Origin of the sequence: Flavilitoribacter nigricans DSM 23189 = NBRC 102662 (assembly GCF_002646595.1) — a bacterium.
GTDB classification, from domain to species: Bacteria; Bacteroidota; Bacteroidia; order Chitinophagales; family Saprospiraceae; genus Flavilitoribacter; species Flavilitoribacter nigricans.
Window position 1 is genome coordinate 1 of the sequence record NZ_PDUD01000076.1, and the last position, 21,858, is coordinate 21,858.

Annotated in this window: 31 protein-coding genes; 26 read left to right on the top strand and 5 right to left on the bottom strand. The window is 46.5% G+C overall.

The features are described from left to right. Positions 1-379 precede the first annotated feature (379 nt). The 4 genes from CRP01_RS40490 to CRP01_RS40515 all read left to right on the top strand — a co-directional run bounded on the left by CRP01_RS40490 (position 380) and on the right by CRP01_RS40515 (position 3,441). Positions 380-1,189 carry a DUF429 domain-containing protein gene (locus CRP01_RS40490; protein ID WP_099155822.1) on the top strand — a complete coding sequence of 270 codons (810 nt, stop codon included), beginning with the start codon at positions 380-382 and terminating at the stop codon, positions 1,187-1,189. Between the two features lie 223 nt (positions 1,190-1,412). Next, complete coding sequence (locus CRP01_RS40495; RefSeq protein WP_099155823.1) at positions 1,413-1,847, top strand: hypothetical protein; 435 nt, start codon at positions 1,413-1,415, stop codon at positions 1,845-1,847. 89 nt (positions 1,848-1,936) lie between these two features. Beyond that, positions 1,937-2,536, top strand: coding sequence for a DUF7691 family protein (locus CRP01_RS40500; RefSeq protein WP_143473755.1), 600 nt, complete (start codon positions 1,937-1,939; stop codon positions 2,534-2,536). 542 nt (positions 2,537-3,078) lie between these two features. After that, on the top strand, positions 3,079-3,441 hold the full coding sequence (locus tag CRP01_RS40515) for a nuclear transport factor 2 family protein (RefSeq protein WP_099155827.1): 363 nt from the start codon (positions 3,079-3,081) through the stop codon (positions 3,439-3,441). 574 nt (positions 3,442-4,015) lie between these two features. On the opposite strand, the gene CRP01_RS40520 is transcribed toward CRP01_RS40515, so the two are convergent. The 5 genes from CRP01_RS40520 to CRP01_RS40540 form a co-directional block, all read right to left on the bottom strand. Further along, on the bottom strand, positions 4,016-4,903 hold the full coding sequence (locus CRP01_RS40520) for a type I phosphoribosyltransferase (RefSeq protein WP_099155828.1): 888 nt from the start codon (positions 4,901-4,903) through the stop codon (positions 4,016-4,018). A 355-nt stretch (positions 4,904-5,258) separates the two neighbouring features. Next, the gene (locus CRP01_RS40525) at positions 5,259-5,858 is read right to left on the bottom strand and encodes an ATP-binding protein (RefSeq protein ID WP_099155829.1); all 600 of its coding nucleotides are present in this window, start codon (positions 5,856-5,858) and stop codon (positions 5,259-5,261) included. A 7-nt stretch (positions 5,859-5,865) separates the two neighbouring features. Beyond that, positions 5,866-6,486 carry a hypothetical protein gene (locus CRP01_RS40530; RefSeq protein ID WP_099155830.1) on the bottom strand — a complete coding sequence of 207 codons (621 nt, stop codon included), beginning with the start codon at positions 6,484-6,486 and terminating at the stop codon, positions 5,866-5,868. After that, positions 6,473-6,814: a hypothetical protein gene (locus CRP01_RS40535; RefSeq protein WP_099155831.1), complete on the bottom strand. Its 342-nt coding sequence runs from the start codon at positions 6,812-6,814 to the stop codon at positions 6,473-6,475. The genes CRP01_RS40530 and CRP01_RS40535 overlap by 14 nt, the downstream gene beginning before the upstream one ends. Then, entirely contained in the window at positions 6,789-7,061 is a 273-nt protein-coding gene (locus CRP01_RS40540; RefSeq protein WP_099155832.1) for a hypothetical protein, read from the bottom strand. Before CRP01_RS40540 ends, CRP01_RS40535 begins: the two co-directional genes overlap by 26 nt. Before the next feature lie 68 nt (positions 7,062-7,129). Between CRP01_RS40540 and CRP01_RS40545 the strand changes: the two genes are divergently transcribed. The 22 genes from CRP01_RS40545 to CRP01_RS40630 form a co-directional block, all read left to right on the top strand. After that, complete coding sequence (locus CRP01_RS40545) at positions 7,130-7,405, top strand: hypothetical protein (protein WP_099155833.1); 276 nt, start codon at positions 7,130-7,132, stop codon at positions 7,403-7,405. Beyond that, positions 7,402-7,809 (top strand): hypothetical protein, encoded by a 408-nt coding sequence (locus CRP01_RS40550; RefSeq protein ID WP_143473756.1) that lies wholly within the window; start codon positions 7,402-7,404, stop codon positions 7,807-7,809. Before CRP01_RS40545 ends, CRP01_RS40550 begins: the two co-directional genes overlap by 4 nt. Before the next feature lie 197 nt (positions 7,810-8,006). Beyond that, complete coding sequence (locus tag CRP01_RS40555) at positions 8,007-9,866, top strand: hypothetical protein (RefSeq protein ID WP_099155835.1); 1,860 nt, start codon at positions 8,007-8,009, stop codon at positions 9,864-9,866. 210 nt (positions 9,867-10,076) lie between these two features. Next, the gene (locus CRP01_RS40560) at positions 10,077-10,685 is read left to right on the top strand and encodes a hypothetical protein (RefSeq protein WP_099155836.1); all 609 of its coding nucleotides are present in this window, start codon (positions 10,077-10,079) and stop codon (positions 10,683-10,685) included. Between the two features lie 83 nt (positions 10,686-10,768). After that, a complete protein-coding gene (locus tag CRP01_RS40565) occupies positions 10,769-11,029 on the top strand; it encodes a hypothetical protein (protein ID WP_099155837.1) in 261 nt (86 codons plus the stop codon). Then, positions 11,026-11,289, top strand: a complete 264-nt coding sequence (locus CRP01_RS40570) for a hypothetical protein (protein WP_099155838.1) — start codon at positions 11,026-11,028, stop codon at positions 11,287-11,289. The genes CRP01_RS40565 and CRP01_RS40570 overlap by 4 nt, the downstream gene beginning before the upstream one ends. A gap of 125 nt (positions 11,290-11,414) precedes the next feature. Then, positions 11,415-11,543: a hypothetical protein gene (locus tag CRP01_RS43275; RefSeq protein WP_262510357.1), complete on the top strand. Its 129-nt coding sequence runs from the start codon at positions 11,415-11,417 to the stop codon at positions 11,541-11,543. A 1-nt stretch (position 11,544) separates the two neighbouring features. Further along, positions 11,545-11,694, top strand: coding sequence for a hypothetical protein (locus tag CRP01_RS42645; RefSeq protein WP_170110752.1), 150 nt, complete (start codon positions 11,545-11,547; stop codon positions 11,692-11,694). A 14-nt stretch (positions 11,695-11,708) separates the two neighbouring features. Next, positions 11,709-12,074 (top strand): hypothetical protein, encoded by a 366-nt coding sequence (locus tag CRP01_RS40575; RefSeq protein WP_143473757.1) that lies wholly within the window; start codon positions 11,709-11,711, stop codon positions 12,072-12,074. Between the two features lie 42 nt (positions 12,075-12,116). Continuing rightward, positions 12,117-12,248 carry a hypothetical protein gene (locus CRP01_RS43280; RefSeq protein ID WP_262510358.1) on the top strand — a complete coding sequence of 44 codons (132 nt, stop codon included), beginning with the start codon at positions 12,117-12,119 and terminating at the stop codon, positions 12,246-12,248. Then, complete coding sequence (locus CRP01_RS40580; RefSeq protein ID WP_099155840.1) at positions 12,245-12,796, top strand: peptidoglycan recognition protein family protein; 552 nt, start codon at positions 12,245-12,247, stop codon at positions 12,794-12,796. The genes CRP01_RS43280 and CRP01_RS40580 overlap by 4 nt, the downstream gene beginning before the upstream one ends. 173 nt (positions 12,797-12,969) lie before the next feature. Further along, on the top strand, positions 12,970-13,515 hold the full coding sequence (locus CRP01_RS40585) for a hypothetical protein (RefSeq protein ID WP_099155841.1): 546 nt from the start codon (positions 12,970-12,972) through the stop codon (positions 13,513-13,515). Continuing rightward, the gene (locus tag CRP01_RS40590) at positions 13,515-13,871 is read left to right on the top strand and encodes a hypothetical protein (protein WP_099155842.1); all 357 of its coding nucleotides are present in this window, start codon (positions 13,515-13,517) and stop codon (positions 13,869-13,871) included. The genes CRP01_RS40585 and CRP01_RS40590 overlap by 1 nt, the downstream gene beginning before the upstream one ends. A 10-nt stretch (positions 13,872-13,881) precedes the next feature. Next, positions 13,882-14,103: a hypothetical protein gene (locus CRP01_RS40595; protein ID WP_099155843.1), complete on the top strand. Its 222-nt coding sequence runs from the start codon at positions 13,882-13,884 to the stop codon at positions 14,101-14,103. Positions 14,104-14,272: 169 nt separating this feature from the next. After that, the gene (locus CRP01_RS40600; RefSeq protein ID WP_099155844.1) at positions 14,273-15,052 is read left to right on the top strand and encodes a hypothetical protein; all 780 of its coding nucleotides are present in this window, start codon (positions 14,273-14,275) and stop codon (positions 15,050-15,052) included. A gap of 37 nt (positions 15,053-15,089) precedes the next feature. Then, positions 15,090-16,103 (top strand): hypothetical protein, encoded by a 1,014-nt coding sequence (locus CRP01_RS40605; protein WP_099155845.1) that lies wholly within the window; start codon positions 15,090-15,092, stop codon positions 16,101-16,103. A 4-nt stretch (positions 16,104-16,107) separates the two neighbouring features. Continuing rightward, positions 16,108-18,486: a hypothetical protein gene (locus tag CRP01_RS40610; protein ID WP_099155846.1), complete on the top strand. Its 2,379-nt coding sequence runs from the start codon at positions 16,108-16,110 to the stop codon at positions 18,484-18,486. A gap of 4 nt (positions 18,487-18,490) precedes the next feature. Further along, on the top strand, positions 18,491-18,901 hold the full coding sequence (locus CRP01_RS40615; RefSeq protein WP_099155847.1) for a hypothetical protein: 411 nt from the start codon (positions 18,491-18,493) through the stop codon (positions 18,899-18,901). Between the two features lie 3 nt (positions 18,902-18,904). Continuing rightward, positions 18,905-19,138 (top strand): hypothetical protein, encoded by a 234-nt coding sequence (locus tag CRP01_RS42080; RefSeq protein WP_143473758.1) that lies wholly within the window; start codon positions 18,905-18,907, stop codon positions 19,136-19,138. A gap of 4 nt (positions 19,139-19,142) precedes the next feature. Next, a complete protein-coding gene (locus tag CRP01_RS40620) occupies positions 19,143-20,570 on the top strand; it encodes a S8 family peptidase (RefSeq protein ID WP_170110753.1) in 1,428 nt (475 codons plus the stop codon). 27 nt (positions 20,571-20,597) lie between these two features. Further along, complete coding sequence (locus CRP01_RS40625; RefSeq protein ID WP_099155849.1) at positions 20,598-20,954, top strand: hypothetical protein; 357 nt, start codon at positions 20,598-20,600, stop codon at positions 20,952-20,954. A gap of 143 nt (positions 20,955-21,097) precedes the next feature. After that, a partial coding sequence (locus tag CRP01_RS40630; RefSeq protein ID WP_170110754.1) for a HEAT repeat domain-containing protein occupies positions 21,098-21,858 on the top strand: 761 nt, incomplete at its 3' end.

The window sequence follows — 21,858 nt, forward strand, 5'->3', positions numbered from 1 at the left end:
CCAGTCGTTGAGATTCGGTAAAATCACTCTTACGCATCTGATAAGTTTTTTGAAAGTTAGATAATTTTGAAATAACTCTCTACTTATTTTTGGTTGCGCGATTTGGGAAGAGCACACTACCGGTGCCCGGGGGCAGTACTTCACTTGTGGTAGTACCAATATAGTCAATAAAGCCTTCGGCGGTCGTTGTCGTTGTGTCCGGAAATAACTATCCGGAAGAGGTTCGAGTGGATCAGTCTAGTTTCTTAACAAACCTTTACAAGGTATATTGCTTTTGATTATCTTCATCCAATTATAGTAATATTTAGCAATTGAGTACTTTTACTTGGTTAGCCAGGTATTGTACGCAATTAGTCAAAAAAGATATTAGTTCTGAGCAATGAAAATCATTGGTATTGATATCCACCCAGGGAAGAACTCAACCCTTTTCGATGGTGAAAAGTATGATGATTTATCATCAAGTAAATTAAAAGAGTTTCTTTTACCTATAGAAGAAGATAATGATCAAAGAATTTTAATTTGTTGTGATGCTCCGTTAACGGGACCGAGAGATGAAATTCAGGAAATCCGCTATAAGAACTCTTCGAATAGTTTAACTAAAAGAGATATAGAATATTTTTTCACAAATAATTTTGGATTCAACGTTAATGTCAAAGATACGAATGAGAAAAAGTTCAAAGGTATAAGTGTTGGCAATTATTCTTCACTTCCCCATTGGACTATTACTAAAAGGTTATTTGGGTTGCCTATTATGGGCAAGTATTGTAAAAAAGAGTTACCGTTTAAACATATTCATTCAGAAGTAGAAATTGTCAACACAATTAATAATTATATAGTCGAAGTACATCCAGGGTTGGCAATTTGGGTATGGCTCAATAAGAAATGGGATGAAGATTATAATTGGCAATATAAAGGGGAAAAGAGCACTTTGTTTCAAATTAAGGAAGATTTAAATCATTTACTGTTTGAGGAAATAAAAGTTAATTCATCGCTAAAGCCAAAATTTGAAGAAATTGACGATGATGATAAACTGGATTCATTTATAGCTTGGTTATTGGGTTATTTATGGTTACGAGATTCAAGAGGATTAGTAAATGTTATAGGAAACCAAGAAACAGGTAGCTTTTTGTTGCCAGCTATGGACCAACTAAAAACCAGTTTTGAAAATTTCATTCAGAACAGAAAGTAACATTGCTTAAGATTCATCACAGCCGCAATGACGATCAACAATACGGCTAACAGTACTTTGAGAATAACGTGTAAGATGCTGGGCAGCAGATAACCCCCTTTGAAAAAAAAAGAAGCTGCCAGCGAGAGATACTACGCCGGAGCTACAACCTCCGGCCAGCGGTGCTTCGGCCGATCGTCTAGCGAAACGTTGGGCTCAATAAAAATGATTTCAATAATGAAATATGCGAAATAATAATCTCATATTCTCATATCTCATCTTGTTGCAGTTCATTTTTGGTTGTTCCATTGATGCAGGTAGCCAGTTTAAAAACCCAGAATTGATTGACAATTCAATGAATGAGTTCCGATTATTATTAGAGTCTGGTTTGCCCACAATTGAAATAGGAATAGAGTACGGTGAATTTGGCACAGAATCCTCAATGCGAATAACATACTACAGTGTTAAGCATGAATTGAGAGATTCTTTTGTTCTAGATAGAATGGAAGATTTAGCTTCAGTAATTTTCTCAGAGCTCAAGGATCCTGAGTATTTAAGTAGAGTGGTTGTAAGGCTGATAAAAGATCCTGAGTATCCAGAAACAGTTTACATTGGTGAAGAAATCATGGAAATTTATGAGTACGAGCAAGTAATCAAAAGAGAAAATTTAGAGAACTAAACTAAGCCCAACAACCCGCTAGCCGCCCAGCCTCCGCTGGAGCTCCGGCCGATCGTCTAGCGTAACGTTATAATAATTCAATTAATAAAATGGGGATTTCTTTAATGCCATATGCTGTAGAAATTAACAAATTGAAATCGATTTTCAGTTCAAAAAATGAAAATCTCATAAAAGAAATTAAATCTACGAGGATATACAGTTGTTATGCCTTGCAGGATAAAGAAAGGCCTATCTCAATTGAAACAGCAATTAGACAAATAATAAATGGGAGTCCTTACGCTGATTCATTTCAAGACCCATCTGCATATGGGTATGCATTAATTGTTATTGTTGATTATTTAGGGGTAAATCTAAACCATGCAGGAGGAAATTTAAAATTGGGAAGGATTTTTGATGGAATTATAAATAAGTTGAAAACTTACAATATAATCTTAGATTGGACGAATCTAATTGAACCAATTTACGATTTTGGGCTACCAAGTGGGGCTGGTCACCCAATCATTGGGGGATGGCGGAAAGATAAATTTGGGGAACTATTGAAATCCTTTGACCAAATAGAAATTACTGAGGAGCATTTAAATTGGAGAAGCAAATCATATGATTCGGATCTTAAGGGAGTTCATATTTTAAGAGAAGGAATCAAAATTTGCACAAAAAATAATTTAAAATGGATAACATTTGCGCATTAAACAAATTAGTATCCGCTATCTGTAGTATTTCCTAAGGCCCATCAATACCGCTATTCGGTGGTTGGAACGCCGAATCTCTATAAATGGGTATCAAGGCACCACCCGCAAAAAAATCCCATAATGACTCCCATCACCCTTACGTTTAGCCTCTCGAAAAGCCCGATTCACCACCGCCTGCGCCTTCACGATCTTATCCGCACTACCCAGGCCGATATCGCTTCTGTTTATCAATAAAAGGCTAAAAAAATAAAAAGATCCACCACAACACATGATGAATCTTTTTAATATTTGGGTCCTCAACCGGACTATGTTCGAACTGATCAGGTGCTTTTTCAAAAAGCGTTTATGGTCTAAAAGTCTTTTTACCTATCTTCATTCTTGTATAGGATATAGGTTCCTATCCGCCATAATGGCGGTTACAAAGAGTTGCCGTGCAATCAAAAAGAAAAAAATAAATAAACCGACACGACAGAAAATAATAATATGAGACAGCTGAGCGGGACAAAAAATTTTTAAAAACTAAATTTATAATACAATCAAGAATGAAAAAATCAGCGCTACAAGTCTATCAAGACTTTTATGCTGCCATGTTGTCAAAAACTGACGCTTGGCAAAGTATGATAACCGATGATGTTAAACTTGTCGGACCTTTAGCACAAGTAGAAGGCAAAGAAGCGTTTATTGCCGCCAATACGCCTTTTTTTGCTTCTATTGTTAGCGTAGAACAACTGAGGGTTCTTAAAATTGGTAATACGGTCGTCACCCAAATCCATGTAAAAGTGGGTATGCCAAATGGTGCAACAGTTTCCCTAGATGTTTCGGAATGGTATGATATTTCAGGTGGCAAAATCGCCTCATTGCGAACCTATTTCGATACATTCGATTTCAGAAATGCTTTTGGGTAAAATAAGTTAATAAAACCCAGTTCGCTCATTAGTAATTTGACGAAAAGAAAAACAGGGAACAATGCACTGCCGCCAATCGCCGCCTATGCTAAACCGCAAACCTTAACTCGGCGGCGACTGCGGCACGGCAACGGCCAAAAAATAAAAAGATCCACCACAACACATGATGAATCTTTTTAATATCTGGGTGGACAACCGGACTATGTTCGAACTGATCAGGTGCTTTTTCAGAAAGCCTTTATGGTTCAGACCTAAATTTTCCTTTCTTATTTACCTGGTAATTCGGTAAGGATTTGGATCAAATTGAGCCCTGGCACCCCGCGTAAACATTGGATTTGAATAAGGAAATTGGTGTCAATTTTCCTATTTATCGGAACGGACTGCGAAAGATCAGAAAAAAAGTAAATACAAAAAAAAACTCTTTTGGTCGATAGAATAACTTACCCTGAATAAAAATATGTGTGTATTTCTAATACTCTGAGGACTTCCTCTACTCTTAGAAAAGTATATGGTCTTTTAAACCGACCGCAAATCTCCATTTTTGATAGGACTCAAAGTTTAAAAGCAATGCCATTTATTTTACCAATTGAACGCCTGGTTTTCTTAGTGGAATAGTTTCAACTGCCCCAACAGCTATTCCAAAAGATGGCCCTTTTCCTAACACCAATTCAAATCCAGAAACTGATGATGAGCCAGGATCTTGATATAATCGTACCCCTCCACTAAATGCACCGTCTGTAACGGTAAAAGTGAGAATGTCATGATCTCCAAAAAAAGAATCCCCCCAATACAAACCAATTATCATTCCTGCAGATAATTCAATGAATACACCCCAACTAACACCGGATTCAGCCCAAGCTCCGAACTCACGGGTATTTAATCCAAAATATATACCAGCAGATTGATTCATAATTACTCCGACCCCTGCATCGAAATAAGCGCCTATTTTACAGTAGACTTGACTGTTATCCCCTATAAATCCTCTGTTCTTTAAACGTTCAATTACAGGATCTCTTAGATCTGAAGCATATTTTTCTGGATAGCCTGAATTTCCACTTATTATATAACTCAAGCCTTTAGCAAGATTCAATCCAAGATGATGATTAACTCCATATTTCCCAGATTTATGTTGTTTTGCATTGTCCCATGCTTCTTTAGAAATAGGTTTAGGATCACTCCATTGTGGAAGTTTATTTTTTGATGTAACAACTTGTTTTTTCATTATTTCAACATGATCAATGTTTAAGTGAACACAGCCACCATTGGGGTGAAATAGTAGTTCTATCTCTAGCCAGGAAGTAACATGCCACCGGTCTTGAAAGTGGTTTGCTAAACTTAAGCAGAATAAATGTTGTCCGCGACTAAAAAGCAAATTCCATGAAACTAGCACGTGTATTTCTGCAACATTTGGAAGAGATATCTTTATATTCCAGTTGTTAGCATTCAAGACTTCAGGGTTCATATTGCCAATTTTAAATTATAATGATGTAAAAAATAGAACAGGATAATGTAGGCGGTGGTGGTTGTAGTACCTCAATCTAAAACTGATCAAAATTTCTAGCCAAAGTATATCATCTGTTCCATCTTATAACTGATAGATATAACATATTATTGTTTTTTTCGGATATGACCGAAATTACTTTATGTATAATCAAAATACCAGATATGGACAGGAGGCCGAGTAGATATGAAGTTATACAATTATTAAGAGCTGAAAATTGTGGCTATGTACTCTAGCTTTAATTATTAACAACAATATGTAGAGAGTTTATTGGATAATTTCCCGTTTTGCCGAGCAAAAGGCGAAAAATTATCCATCACGGCACCACCCTCAAAAAAATCCCATAATGACTGCCATCCCCCTTTCGTTTCGCCTCCCGGAAAGCCCGATTCACTACCGCCTGCGCCTTCACGATCTTATCCGCACTACCCAGGCCGATATCGCTTTTGTTGATCAGGTCATCCGTAGCACCCACCCAGGTAGTGGAATTGTAGCGCCAGACCTGCTTCGGCACATCCCCCGGAGCGTGGGCCACAAAGAAAAGATCCAGCTCCATGTGGCGAAAGCTGGAGACGATCCGTTTTAGCGGTTTGATCGTATCCAACCGGGCGGGGATGTATTCCCGACAATCATCAAAGACGATGGTACCGCCCCGGAAATATTTATAGATATAATCCGCCGTCTTTTCCTCATGCTGCACCCAATAGATCTGCCGGATACCGCTTTTCCAATTCCAGTCCTCTTTTTTGGACGGATCGATCCGTTTGTATTTGCGCCAGATCTTCGGCATGCCGCCGTAGGTGATCACGATGCAGCGGCCTTTCAGGTGTTTGACGATCCGCTGGCAAAAGGTAGATTTACCGGTACCATTGCGGCCGAAAATTACCGTTGTCTGGGCGTCTCTATGATTGGCCATGGCTCGTCTAGTTTCGGTGAATATTCTGGGCAAGGATCCGCAGCTCCTCCTGGCGGCGTTCCTTCTCCCGTTTCGCCTTCATGGCCTTGTGATCAGCGTAAGCCTTCTGGAAAGCCGGGCTATAAGCTCCGATCATCATCACGGCAAACATCCACTCCAGGGACATCTGCACTTCGTACTTTTTCATCATCGCCGCCGTGACTTCCACCTCGTAGTTATCCGGGTTTTTCGAGCGCTTGTAGCGGTCCATATCCATACCGGTGATCATCGAAGCGATAAAGGCCAGGAACTTATCAATGCCCATCAACATCACCCGGGCCATTTCCTTGTGGCCGTCGCTCACATCCAGGTAGCCGGCCAGCTCCTGTTCCTCTCGCGTCATCTGTGGATCTCCCGCCGGATCGTCCGGATCATCCATGAACTCCAGCTCCACGTCGTCCATCTTTTCCTTGGGGGCGGCCAGCTCCTGCATGTACTTTTTCATTTCTGCTTCCCGGTCTTTAGAGGAAACCGAAAAGAAATTGTCCGCATCGCTGATCGGAGCCGGTTCTGCCTTGGGAGCCACTTCGGGATCCGCTACCGACTTTTTCTCCGGGGCCTCGGTTTGGGCCGTGTTAGTCTTCTTCATGCTCATCATCATTTTGCTGTTGCAATAAAGTTTCCAGGGATTGATTACTGATCGGTTTATTGATCATCATCTGGCCGGTTTCGGTATTGAAGGACAAAGACGATACGGTGACCATCATTTTCCCGTTCTGCTGGGTCAGGATAAAGGCCATTTTGTCTTCGCCTTCCTTAAGCAGGCCGCCTTCTGCGACGGGCTTATCCATGCCGGTCAGCTTTTCGGTGAACTGCGGCAGGAAGGACAGTGCCATACTGGTCACCGTATTACCCAGGCTAAAGCGATCCGTGAATCGGGCGACTCGCTGCTTAAGAGAATTCTGTTTTTTGTTCATACTGATTCAGCTTGTACTTGTACGAATGGATATTGGGATAGATCCGGTGCATTTGCTTAAGGAGCTTACCGTCATCTTCCAGGCAGGATAGGGCCCGACGGACCCGCTCTTCCAGGTTGTACTGTTCCCGGGAACTTTCCAGGCGGATGATCCGGGCGGCGATCTCCTTAATGCTTAAGGAGTCGTCCGCCTTTTTCAGGATCTCTTCCACCAGGTAGAGCAGGTAAGTACCGTAAAGTTTGTGCATGGGATCATCATCTTACCTTTCAAAAATACGCAAAAAGAGATATATTTGTAATCAAAATAGTTATATACATGGCGATTTCCTTAAGAGAAAAAAAATTATCCGGCACCGGAAAAAGGCTGGATACGGGCGTAAAAGTGACCTCATTTTGGGGTGATCCTTACGAATTCCAACTGCGGGTACTGGCGTACTCACCGCTTAAAGAAGAAGATCTGGAAGAGCTGGTGGAAAGGGTGGTAGAGCAAAGAAAAGCCTGGTCCAGCTCTAAAAACAATTTTGTCTTAAGGCTTCCAGATTACGACGCGACCGCTTTCATTCCCAAAACCTCCATAACCGAACCCGCATGATGACTGCCGATACCGTCCGCAATTTTTACAATGCTACCTTCTTTCCGGAAGGCCGAGCCCAAAAGGCGCAACTCTCCATTTCCCTTAAGGCGGGAAGCCAGGAAATTGACATTCCGGGCATCGAAGTAGGCCCGAATTCCACGATCGATGAGATCATCCGCTCGTTTCACGCCTACCTCACCCAAAATGGCCCCATCCTGCTTAAGGAAAAACCGGCCGAAGCGGAGCCGGATCTGCTCAATTTTGAAGTACTACAGTACAAAGGCAAGCGCTATTTCGTGGAAGAATACCCGAATGAGCGGTTTGTGACGCGCCGAGAGAATGGGCAGGCGCTTAAGGAGAATAGCCCGACGGCGAAGACTTTGGTGAAGCGGTATAAGGATGAATACTGGCCGAAAGACTAAATGATATAGGGTTTTAGGTGTTTTTTGCAGGGCCTTCTATTCTTTGAATGGAGGGCTTTTTTGATGGGGATTTTATTGGTATATTTCGGATTGTAACGAAAGTATATACCTAGCTATGCAGAATTTTTGTTCGTATAGCCAGTTAGTAGTAAAGAAAAGAAAATTCCAATCTCATAAATAAAAACTAATCATCCCCAATGAACGTCCCAGAGTTTAATAAAAATTATATATGTATTGTCGATAGGAGAAACGCTAATCTTGCTGCTGTGATTTCTTCGTATTTACAACAAGATGATACCTTTTTAAGTGTTTTTGAAGTTCCAACCGCTACAATAGGTAAGCCTGAAGAATTCACAGAAATCATAGATGAACATTGGATATCAAGAACAAGAGGCGAAGAACTTAGTATTCAAATACATAATTCAATAAAGAAGATTGGAGGGTGTGAATACTTAATAGTAGCTGGATTAGATAAAAAGCAAAAGAGTTATTTCGACTATTTAGAAGATTACAATACAATAGAAATTGACTCTGTTGATGAGGTTGATGCTTATTTAGGAGGTATTGCTTTTGATAAGGAAGATTTCCTCGATGTAAGGCCTGATGAAGCTTTATTAGGGTTACTGATAGCAGGAAGGAAAAAATTAAAATTAAACATTGAAAGTACTGCTGATTGCCTGACAAATGAAAATCTTAAAAATTCTGGCTTGTTTGTTATTGAAAACAATAAAACTACATCTGTAGTCTCTGCAATAAATTTAGCCTTATCAATGGGGGTAGATATAGAGTTAATCAATCCTCTACAAGAAAGTGATGTTAAAGAGGTGAAATTACTTATTGAAGAATGGAAAAATGGAGACGATTCATGTTACAATGAATTAATTGCAAAATTATTTAGCAGAATAAACGACATCGAATTTTCAGACTATGATTTTGCAACTTTTTTCACAATAGGTGCTCCCTACTCCCTAATAATTAAAAATTCCATTCCAAATTCTTATATACATTTACTTAGGTATCCCAATATATTTATTGTTGATAGCATTTATTATGAAAATCAAAACCCAATAGGTTCCACGGTAGTCTTCTCCCCATTAGAGTTTGGAACTGACGAAGAGACAGATTTTGTAATAAAGGCGTTTAAAAATCATAATTTTTGGGTTAAAGAATTGATAGGTAAGAATGCTTCAGTGTCTAACATTGACATGCATGTAAAGGAATATCCTTATGATTTACTTCACATTTGCAGCCATGGAGGAGAAGTTAACGGATTTGAAGTTGTTAAAGAATTTACAGATAGAGATGGGAATAAGCATGTCATTGAATACGATGATGTAATAAGTTTTCAACCAGAAAGAGGGCAAGATTTAATTAAGGTTGAGCATAAACATATTTGGAGAAAATTTAATGGATTCATTTGGAAGAGTGAGGAATTAGAAGAACAAAAGTATCCTAATTATGTATTTTCAGATATGATTAATGCTATTAATTCAAAAAAGAAGTATGAAGGCACTCGCAAATCTATTATCCCTGATTCATGTTCGATTAAATGTTCAGATTTTATTTACCAAGCTTTATTTAACATGGTGGCTGGGTGGCATACTTCTCCGATAATCTTTAACAACACATGTTGGTCTTGGTCAGGTATCTCAGAGCATTTTTTAGATAGTGGAGTTAGAGGATATATTGGTACTTTATGGGCAGTAAAAAATGGTGTTGCTGAAGAAGTAGCGGAATATTTTTATAATGAAATTTTTGACAACTCGATTATAGAAACAATTCATAGAGCAAATAATATCACTAAAGGAACCAATAGCGAGGATACATATATTTATTGGGGGCTTCCATTTTCAACTTTAAAAAGTGCAGATTCTAAAGAAGTAAGCAGGATTAACATTACTAAATGTTTAATGGAATCATATTACAGATGGAAACGAAGAGCAAGAATACTCCCAAGAGGAACGACAAGAGATGATACTATTAGATTGGCAAAATGGAATCTTATGGAGATAAGAAGAAATTTTTTCATGGAGGCTGTCAAAATAATTAGAAAATGAAATTCTGCTACTAATGACTAAAATGGCAATAGCTCCCATTCGGTCGCTACTGCATTTAGCCGGGAGATCCCACCGATGACGTCCACATCATCGCTCCCAAAACTCCCATCGATCCCACCTGTATCAAAGCCTTGTCGCAGCCCGGATCTATCCCGAATATTGTCGAAGAAAGTTATCAAACAGGTTTTTTCCTAAATAAACCAAAGAATTATGCTTCGACAAGCAAGTCAGCGGCGGGTGGTAGTTCCGAACAAGCCCGCAGCCATGATCAACCGGCCGACGGTGGTCCCGACGGTAGAAGCCGGCGGAAGCCTGCCCAACCTGGGTACCGATAAGTACTTTGCCCTGAAGGTAAGTACGGCCGGTCTCAGTGAAGCGGTTAAAGTCGTCCTTTTCGACGGTGGCCGTGGCTACCAGTTAGGCTTTAATTTCGCCATGGACCCGGCGGTAAACATCATCGGTCTGACCGCGCAGTATCAGTTCATCCTGAACGATATCGTACACAATGCAACCTTTTTCGATGTGATCAAGCAGCGGGTGGTATCCCTGGATCCACAGATCAGTAATGATCAGGTGGCCCTGTCTCAATTTGCCCGTCCGATCAAAGTGTACGACTCTTCCAAAGGAAGTGAACCGCGCCTGCTGAAGACCATCTACCCGGATATGGGTATCCACGAAGGTCAGTATCAGCTTTCCATCAACACTTTCTCCGATCATACGATCATCACCAACCGCACGGCCCTGGTCTACGAGCAGGAGCCCGATTGTGAAGTGTTGTTCGGGATCTACCAGAAAGCGGAGCTGGGCCGGAAACAGTAAACCGGTAGTGGGTAGTTGGTATTGGGTAGCGAGTACTCAATACTCACTACGCAGTACCCATTACTAACCAACAACGCAGTCAGATGGGACCCTGGGAGAATCAAGGTACGGTAGTGGAAAGTAAACAGAAACGCAGTTTCTGGGACTGGTGGGAAGACAACGGAGATACGGCCGTAGGAGCGGCCGGTGATCTGATGTGTCTGATCTCACCTAATTCCGCCCGCTGCCGGCCGAACTATCCTCCAGGTGGCCAGTATTACGCCCAACGGCAAGACAATACCCTGCTCTATGTGCTGATCGGCGCCATCCTGTTCCTGGTACTGCTATTGATCCTGAAAAAATGAGTGCACTACAATTCAAGAACCCGGTACTGAGCCATCTGGATGGTCACAAAGGCACCGGCCGTCAGGCTACCGTTCGCCCTTTGCCCGATATCCACACGATGGTGGATGAAAAGAGTCTGGGCGTGCAAAGTGCGGATCCGCAGCCCAGCTGGCAGGAAACCGTTCCGAAAGGTCGCCAGATGTGGTTTACCGTGGGCATGGTGATAGCAGCCCTCATTGTGTTCTACTTCCTGCTTAAGCAGAAGGTGATAAAGATCTAGCCAATGGGAAACCTAAAAATAAATTGGATGACGGTGGCCATCACGGCCGCCGTAGTTTTCATACTCATTCGCGGCTTTGATATCGATAAGTTATTCGGTACCGACCGTGACTAAATGCTTAAATCATGAAGTTTACGAACCTTCATTGGGGCCTGGCCCTGCTGGTCCTGGCCGGAGCTGTATTTGCCGGAATTGTTCTTTCGGAAGAATACCTGGCCAAGCGCAGCCGCGCCCTGTTGGACCAAACCTCTTAAAATGGACGAACCATTTTTTTCACTCGGAAAGGACGGCGTAGGGGTACGTTTTGACGTAGCGGTAGATCAGATCTCCGCTTTCTGGATAGGACTGGCCCTATTCCTGGCCCTGGTGGGAGCCCTGGCCATTTACGCCCGCGTCCTGAAGTAAAAACACGAATGCTCATGGCATCTGTAAGTAGTAACATCACGGGGGTGCTCAGCGGCGCTAATCAAAGCATGGTAAAGCTAACGGGCGGCGATATCGTCAGCCTGGCCGAATACCAAGAGCTGTTTGATGCGGCTGAAGAAGGCGAAGAGCCGCAAATTGCGGGAATCCTCACCGGATCGGACGAAGGTATGGTCCAACTGGCCGACGGCCGGATCATTTCCACCGCCCAGTACGTGCGGGAGATCCAGGCGGCCGAAGAAGGCAAAGAGCCGGTGGCCAAAAAGGTCCTGCAAGGATCTTACGCCGATAACGTGCAAACTGCCAGTGGCCTGAACTCCTTAGCGGAGCTCTACCGCGTTCCCGATTCACCTCCATCCTAATACTGACGATCGCGTAGCGATGTCAGCATCAACTAACGCAACATGAACTTTAAACGCTTATATCCGATCATCATCCTGGCCATCGCCGTAGTGGGGCTTTACCTGCAATACCGCAGCTATCAAAAGCTGCACGGTGATTGTAATTGCGGTGGTGGTCCAGCACCGATAGAATGATCCGGAAAGCGGCCATTATCGTGATTGTTTTGGCCCTGGTCATTTTGCTGACCGCAGCGGCACCCAAAGTCTGGATCACCGATCTAAGACCGCGTTTACCGCTGCATCCGGATCGGGATTATGACCGGCGGACACTGGATCAGATCCAACAGGTGATCATTCACCACACGGCCGCACCGGCGAGTCAAACGATTGAGGCCATTGCCCATTACCACACCGGACCCAATCACATTTGTGATAACGGGTGTCCCGGGATTGCCTATCATTTTATGATCGATCGGGAGGCAAAGGTGTACCAGGTCAACGACTTGGAAACGATCAGTTTTCACGCCAGTGGACAAAACACGGTTTCCGTCGGCGTGTGTCTCATCGGCAATTACGACGAGCTGGAGCCCACACCCCAACAATTAACCGCCGTGGTGCGGGTGATCCGATACTTAAATCGAAAATTAGGCCGACGACTGGCCATTGCCGGTCATCGGGATTATGCCAATAAAAGCTGCCCGGGATGGAATGTCGATATCGATAGCATCCGGGCCAAAGTCTGAGCAGACTTTAACCTTGGTCTTTGAGTCGAAAGCGATCCATTTTTCGCTTAGACGAGGCACAGGTTCGGGATGATAGCCATAGCTATCAAGCCCGGTTCTGCAACGAAGTATAAGCTAAAAAGGGACGCTTGCAGGCCAATTACTAAGGTTGAAGCCTGCTCAAACATAAAACCATGCCCAACATTACCATTGGATCGAGCGATTACGACGGCATTTTGATGTACGTTGTCCACGAAGGTGGCCCCAGCGCCAACCAGGTGATCTCGGATGCCAACACGGTATGGTTTGAGGAGAATGGCGATGTACGCGCCAGTATGTACGGCGTAGCTGAAACCGATGTAACCCAAGATCCGGAAGCGGAGATCCTCAGTCAAACCAACATTAGCCGGCTGCCGACTCTGCTTTTTGTACGGGTGATAAACGGTCAGATGACGGCCATTTTAAGCCGCAAGGAAGGCACTGTGCCCCAAAGCCGGATCAGAACCGAATTTCGACGATTGCTTAAGCAGGAACCGGTCTACGAGCCCGGTGATGGCGGCGGTACCGATGATTTGATCGAAATGAACGGCCGGGGTGGATTTTTCGGCCTGGGCATGGGCGATGGTCTTGGAGGCTGTCCTAAATGGATGCCCGGCTGGATCTGTGATTTTCCCTTGTGGATCTTCATCGTGCTATTAGCCGCAGCGGCGGTACTACTCACCCTAAAATTCAAAAAGTAATGGGGTTTTGCATCGGTGGAAAAGCGTGTAGAAGACTGGCCTGTAAGGAGCGCTGCAAATCCTGGTACGCACTGCAGCCCGATCTGCTTAAGGCGTGTAAGAATGCCTGCAAAGGCGATTCGAGTCTCACTAAAGAGCAATTCCAGTGCAGCGGGAAATACGTCGATGAACAGGCCCTGATCCTGGCCTACGGCTACGATCCATGTGCCGGTGGGGTAAGTATCGATCAGATCCTGGATCCACTGGACAGCCAAGGACAAGCCGCCGAAAAACTGGATAGCCTGAGCGATACCTTTTTACTGCTCGGTATCCTGATCGCGGCGGGCCTGGGCGTGCTGTATTTCATGCGACGCTAAACCAAAGAATATGGAGCCAGTAGGCGCAATAGCGGGGATGGTCGGTAGTGTGTTCGACTTTGTATCAGTCGACAAGCAGGCCAAATACGGTCGACTACCGGACTGGATGAGCCCCAAGGATTTTCAAACCAAAGACCGCACTGCGGACATCATCCTGATCGGCATGTTTGTCGTGCTGCTGGCGGTCATTATCGCAATCATAGTATCTGCCCGAGGAATGGGCAAAAGATAAGGCAGCCTTTTTAGGCGAATTATTTTGCTGTCAGACGAGGCACGAAGAAGGAGCATAGCCTTAGCTACGCGACTGATGAAGTAACGAAGTATGGCAGTAAAAGAATCGAATAAAACGGTTGAATTCATCTTTGACCATTACTCATAAACGCGGAGCAAAATAAGTGCAAATGCCTGGATTAAACGATCTTCAAAACGTAACACTTCGGGGCCAGCAGGCGGGAGCCTACATGGAGCCCGTTTTTTTTGTAGAAGGGCTCGATCAGCCGGTGGGCCTCAAAGAACTACTGGAGTACATCATAGCGAATCTCGGGGGAGAAGGTGGCGGTGGAGCCGATAATTACGTCACCGCCGCTAACCTCGCCGGTGATACGCTGACCCTTTCCCGGATCAGCGGTGGCAACGTCACCGTGGATCTTTCCAGTATCGATACGGATACCAACGACTTTGTGGCGAATGCGGCCCTGGATGGTGGTAACAACCTGGTGCTGACCATGGATAGTGGAGCTACCGTTTTGGTAGATCTCTCCAGCCTGGCTGGTGGCGGCGGTACCACGATCAGCATCTACGATGCGGGTCTGGGCTTCATGGTTAAAGGTACGGCCGGTATCGTGGTCAGCTCTGGCAGCCAGGGCGTCTACGACTTTGATATCCCTGCCGGTGGCATTCTGGAATCTTTCCAAAAGCAGTTTACCAATGCCGGAACGGAGTTTACGCCCGGCGGTGAGGTTCAATTGAATCTGGACTGGAATACGGCCGCTTTCAATACCAGTTTTGCCAATGCGGTTAATCCCAATATCAAACTGATCCTGGGCAACAACAACCAGGCCGAACCGGCTTCCTTTTCCGTAACCGTGCAGCATACCAGTGTGGCAGGTGGCGTGACCGCGACCAGTATCGCCAATATCAACGGCGTGGGTACACCGGTACGGGTTAAGGGTATACTGTAAGCCTGAATTTGAATTCCACTATTTTCAAAATAATACCATGAAAAAGCTACTGTTTTTCCTGAGCCTGCTGTTACTCACGGTATCAGCCTGCGCTCAGCCTTCCGAAACCTTAACCGGCTTTGTCGGTAAGTTCACCTTCCAAAGTTTCTCCGCCGGAGGATCCTCGGATGTAACCGGCACCCTGGATGCCTTTAACGATCAGACCAACCAATATTTTGCGAATAATATTCAGGTCGGAGACGTGATCTGGGACAACCAGGGTAACCGCTGGGAAGTAATGGTGATCAACTCGTCTAACCTGCTTCAGGCGGACGTAGATCTGCGCGATATCAACAGTGCCGGCGGCACGCCCCTGGGCGTGGGTTTTTTAACCAGAGAAACCGAAAACGTCGGTCTATCCTTACTCGTTCCGGATAATAACATCGGGATTTCCCAGCAGCTCAAAAGCCGCGTAGAAACCCACAATATGTTGCTGATCGATCGGTTTATTGCCGCTTACCGCGATAGTGTGTATCAGGGCACTGATCTGGGTGATACGACCAACATATCAAGTCCAACCGTTGGCGATGTAATCGTTACCGACGATGGAAACCTCGGCTTTTATGACGGCGATAATTGGGTGACCTTCTCCGGATCTGGAGGAGGTGAAACTAAATCGATCTACGATGCCGGACAGGGCTTTTACTGCTATTGTACGCCCGGTGTAACGGTATCCACCAGCGCGCAAGGTACCTACGTGGTCACCATCCCGGCCGATACCGATGTCTCCAGTTTACAAAAGAACTTTACCAATGCCGGAAGCGAATTTACGGTTGGGGGGGAAGCCATTATCAATGTGACCTGGTCGGGGGCTTCCGGCAACTGGAATACCAGCTTTTCGGATGCCGTTGTGCCGGATATCAAACTGATCGACGGCTCAGGTACCCAGCGCGAACCGGGAGCGGTTAGCGTGACCACTCAGACCACTTCGGTTGGTGCCGGTACATCGAGTACCACCATTGCCAATATCAACGGCGTCGGCACGCCGGTACGGGTAAAACTTCAATTCTAAACTTATGAAGCGCTTAATAGTCTTTCTCTATATCGTCTCTTTTTTACTGATCAGCTGGTCGGCCTTTAGCCAGGCCGTGACCCAGACCGGCTTTGTCGGGAAGTTCACCTTCCAAAGCTTTTCGGCTGGAGGAACTTCCGATGTAACCGGCACGCTGGATGCGTTCAGCGATCAGACGAACCAGTACTTTGCCAATAACATAATGGCGGGTGATGTGATCTGGGACAATCAGGGCAACCGCTGGGAAGTGATGGCCGTGAATTCTTCCAATCTTCTTCAGGCCGATGTGGACCTGCGCAATGTCAACAGCGTGGGCGGTACACCGGTGGGCGTGGGTTTTGTTTCCCGGGAAACGGCGAATATGGGCCTTTCCCTATTCGTGCCGGATAACAACATCGGGATCTCCCAACAGCTCAAAAGCCGGATCGAATCGCACAATATGCTGCTCATCGATCAGTATGTGGCCAGCCATCAGGACAGCGTTTTTACGGGCGCTACGGCGGCCGATACCAGTTCGGTGAATGATCCGACCATTGGCGATGTGCTCGTGGCCGATGATGGCGCTACGGCTTATTACAATGGCGATAATTGGGTGGTGAGTGAAGCTGGATCGAGTACCTGGTTGAAGCCGGAGCTGGAAGCGGGAAATAATGTAATCGCTACTGTACCCGGATTCAATTATCTTCGATTGGGTAGAACTTATTACCGCACGGACTACGGCCCGAACGGTATCAATAACCTGTATTTTACTTCGGAGTCGACGGATGATTTCAACAATTACGCCGCTGGGATCAATGTAAGTGCTACCAATTTTAGTTTGGAGCGGTACAATGCTAATTCCTATATCAATCTGAATTCCAGAGCTGATTCTGCTTTCTCCGAAATTAATTTACTTAAGGGTATGGGCGACGGCACCTATAATGGGCGTTCTGAAATAACTGCCGGTAATAAAATTGGGGAAATCAATTTCAAAGGATATACCAATCTTGATGGTACTTCCGAATTCGCGACTATTGCCGGCGCAGCTGCCGCTGTATCTGGGTCCAATGTTGCTGGTGAACTAAAAATGATTCTGGCCGATGGTACAACTAATAATTCCAACCGGCTTCGTATGAGCCTGGAAGGAACTACCGGAGCTATGAGATTACCCGCTTACGGAACCGGAACGACGATTACTGGAACGGCGAATAAATACGCCGCCTTTGATGGCACCGGAAAGCTTATTCCGGTCGACTCTCCCGGTGCAACCTGGCTAAAGCCAGAATTGGAATCAGGAAACGTTGACATTAATTCCAATGCTTTTGCATTAACCTTATTCAATGGTTCGGATTACAATTACCTATATGCAAACGGTATATTCCTGGAAGATGGTGATGGGTACTCTGATCTGAAAGCAAATTCTTTGGAGTTCACTGCTAATAACGGAGGCTATCTTGGCATGTATCCTTCGGGGGATGCTTATCAGTTCCAGATCTTCAAAGGCTCCGGGGAATCCCTGGATCTCACGCCAACTACTATTGTCGGAAATAACAATATTGCCATAACAGCGAGCTCCGGACTTACTGCTACTACTACCAGTGGCATTTTGGGCATAACGCACACCGGCTCCAGTGGTCAGCTGATCGTCCAGAGTCAGGACGAGCGCGCCACCTTTCAGGGCGAAGAAGCCCGGTTGATCGGCGACACCCTGGCCCGCATGACGGTCGGCACCGGTGAGGCGCTGATCAAGGATGCCCTGGTCGACCTCACGGCCGGCAGCAGCGATTTTGCTACCCTCGACGGCTCGATCAACGAATTCCGCGTGGGTACCCACGATATCGTTTTTGAAGGCACCGACGGCTTTTATCCGGAATGGAAATTCCAGACCCCGGTAGCGGCCAACGACTGGCGCTTCTGGACCGGTGCGGTAGGCCTGACCATTCAAAACGGCACCGGTGGTAATACGGTGGTGATCGCCAATGAAGCCGATCAGGCTATGAATATTGATCCGGATGGGGATGTGCGGTTGATTCAGTATGATCAGTTGCGGCACGATACCGACCCCACCTGGGGCAATTACGCGGTGGATGCCAATGGCGAATTCATGAAGGTCTTCGACGGAGAATTCAACTACCGTGATGATGGAATAAATACAGCTACCAATACCAGTACGGTGATCATGAACAACGGCACCATGGAGCTCCCCGTAGCTACCGGCAATGCCGGGAAGATGTTCATCGTGATCGCTAATTCATCTACCGATGGGGTCACCACCCGCACGATCAGTGTGGCCAGTGGCGGTACCATTGAAGGCAATGCCACTTTGACGATGGACAATGCCTTTGAAGTCTATGCCCTGATGAGCACCGGTACGGAGTACGTGATCCTTTGGAATAAACCTTAAGGACATGATGATCAAACTATCTATAGCGCTCTTTTTCTGGGTACTGGCCGGCTTTTGTAAAGGCATCATGGATACCCTACAATTCCACTACGCCAAATCCAGCTTTGCCGATCGGGATCCCCTTTTCTGGAACCCGAAGGAGAGCTGGAAAAATAAGTACAAGAACGGCGATCCGGATCAGGGCCCAAAGTTCCCTTTGAGCACCACCTGGCTGGTCTTTCTGACCGATGCCTGGCATTTATTCCAGGCCGTGATGCTGGCCGGCTACCGCACGGTGCTAGTGCTGCTGGCAAGCCTGTTTTTTGAGCTCGATCTCTGGATCTGGGCCGGGATCTGGATCGGTTTAAGCCTGGTGTTTTCCTCCGGCTTCCATTTATCCTACACGCTACTTTTTAAACGAAAAGCCCCCCACTAACTCATGAAATTTATGACGGAGTTGAAAAACAAGGCGGGCATTCTGGGCATCATCGCCGATAAGATCCGCGAACAGACCTTCGTGGTCATCCTGCTGGTCGCCTTCGGCTACTGGATGTCAATGAAAAACGATGACTGCAATGCACAGCAAATGGAAATGCTCCAGACCATTATTAAAGACAATACCAAAGCCCTGGACCAAAATAGCCGGGTGCTGGAAAAAATACTTCAACAATAAGCTGATGAAAGCACAACAGAAATACGATGTAAGCCTGCCGCCCTACCTGGTCTGGCCGGTCAGTATCAAATCCGCCACCCAGATCCAGGATTGGGGGCACGAATACCTGAAAGCCGGCGAGGTGTACGGCAAAACCCGCGGCGAAGGCGCCGTAGTGGCCATTCTGGATACCGCCGGGGAGTTTGCCCATCCGGATCTGGTAAAGAATTCACTGAACCGCTACGGAAAGAACTTTACCGACTCCCCGAGTCTGATCGATGTCCACGGCCACGGCACGCACTGTGCCGGCATTGCCGCGGCAACCGATAACGAGATCGGGGTGATCGGCGTAGCCCCGGGCGCGCACCTACTACCGGTTAAGGTGCTCAACGATGCGGGCTCCGGAGCGTACTCTTGGATCGCGGCCGGTATCCGCTATATCGCCGATCTGGAAATGGAAGGCGAGCTGAACGACCTGCCGCGGATTATCAGCATGAGCCTGGGCGGACCGAATAGTAGCAAGATCCTGAAGGAAGCGATCGATTATGCCATCGGCAAAGGCTGCCTGGTGGTAGCCGCTGCCGGCAACGAAGGCTACCGGGAAGGCATCAACAATGTGGGTTATCCGGGCAAATACGCCGAAGTGATCACCATTGCCAGCATGGGCAAAACCGGCCTACCGAGCCGCTTTTCCAGTGCCGGCACGGCCGTAGATCTGGCTGCCCCGGGAGAGCAGGTCTACTCGACCCACAAAAATGGATCGTACGCCTACCTATCCGGAACCAGTATGGCAACCCCGCACGTGGCCGGTGTTTGTGCGCTGATCCTGTCGGTATTCCCGGAGATCAAAACGCAGGGCCAGCTGGAGGCCTTCCTGTCCGATCACGCTAAAGACATCTACGATACGGGCGAGGATCTGCGCACCGGTGCCGGGGTGCCGATCGTGCCGGGCTATCTGGATCAGAAGCCGGGCGAACCGGAAGAACCAACCGATCTGGAACCAGAGCCCGAGCCGGAAGAACCGACCCGCGAAAAGCGGACCTTGCTGATCCCGACTTCGGATAGCTGGAAGGTTTACTGGAAAACCCGCAGTGAAGCCAACCTGCACGAACTATTCGTGCACGACCTGGTCGTTGAAGTGACCACCGATCGACCGGGCCCGGCCCTGGTGGACGAGCTCACCGCTCTGGTCGAGAAATACTTCACCCGCCGGGGCTTTATCGTGCCCGATCACATGGATTATCAGGATGCGGTCTACTATGCCGGCATTTTCCTAAAGGTCATTGTGGGCCGGGAAATTCCGGTGGAGATCTACCGCATCGGCGGCTACGATCCGGAAGACCGCCAGATCCTGTTTGCAACGGATGCCTACGCCGGACGGATCAAAAAACAGGAGCTCCGCCAGGCGAACACCTTCGCGGTGCCGGCGGCCATCGAGCACGAATGCGTATAACACTATTTGTAAACTCAATATAATGCCATGAATACTCAAGAAGAGCTTTACGACATCAAGGAAACCGAAGATGTTTTCGATCTGGCGGTCAGCATCAAGGAAGCCATCGTGCTTTCCAAAGAAGACGACGGGAAGGTTGACCTTAAAAAAGACTTCGTCAATTTCTTTCGACCGTTGACGATCATTCCGCGCGCCTTCGAAGGTGCCCGCAACATTCCCAAGGAATGGAGTGATCTGAGCGAAGCGGAGATCCTCCGCCTGCGCGACCGCTACGGCGAAATTGTGGATGACGAACGCTGGCAGCGGGCCTTTGTGGGCCTGGTCATCGCCGGGGATGCCATCTATGAGATCGTCAGCGAAGAAAAGCAAGATAAGGCTGCCTAAGGGCAGATTTGTATTTGGTATGTATAAAGCCGGGCATGGGGATGTCCCGGCTTTTTTCGTTGGTATTGATCAAAATACAAGCTTAGCTAAAATTATTATCTTGCTAGTCAAAAGCAAGGCCACACGTACAAAACCCCATTCCGATGCATAAGCTCTTTTTATCGCTGCTGTTTTTTCTTTTGCTTCAAAATAGCTACGGGCAGGAACTATACCTTTTCGGATATTTTGAACAAGACTCCACTCGGTCTGACCGGCAGTTGGAAGGCCTGATGTCGGCGCTACGGGACTCATCAGTAAGTGTAAAGCAGGCCGCATTGGAGCGCTTAGCGGATACTCCCTGGGCAGGACATATACCACCGCAATATCACGCCATCATCAGTTCTCAAATTGATAGCACATATCGATATTTGAGTATCGCCGCAATTAAGATCTTGACTCAACAGCAGTTACTTAATGATTCCATTGACAACCACATTGCCGCTCCACGCAAAGATGACGTGAGCTACGTCCGCCGTCCCGCCGCCCAGGTCCTGAGGGTCCGGGAAGCAGCACTCTCTGAGGTGTATCTCCAACATACTAACGCTCTATTCAAAGATTACGTGAGCGACGTCCACCGCTCCGCCGCCCAGGCCCTGATTGGCCAGGAAGCACTCCCTGAGGTGTATCTCCAACAGATTGTCGCTCTACTCAAAGATAAAGATAGCTTCATCCGCCGCCACGCCGCCCAGGCCCTGAGGGTCCGGGAAGCACTCCCTGAGGTGTATCTCCAACAGATTGCCGCTCTACTCAAAGATGACGTGAGCGAAGTCCGCCGCTCCGCCGCCCAGGCCCTAAGTGGCCAGGAAGCACTCCCTGAGGTGTATCTCCAACAGATTGCCGCTCTACTCAAAGATGACGTGAGCGA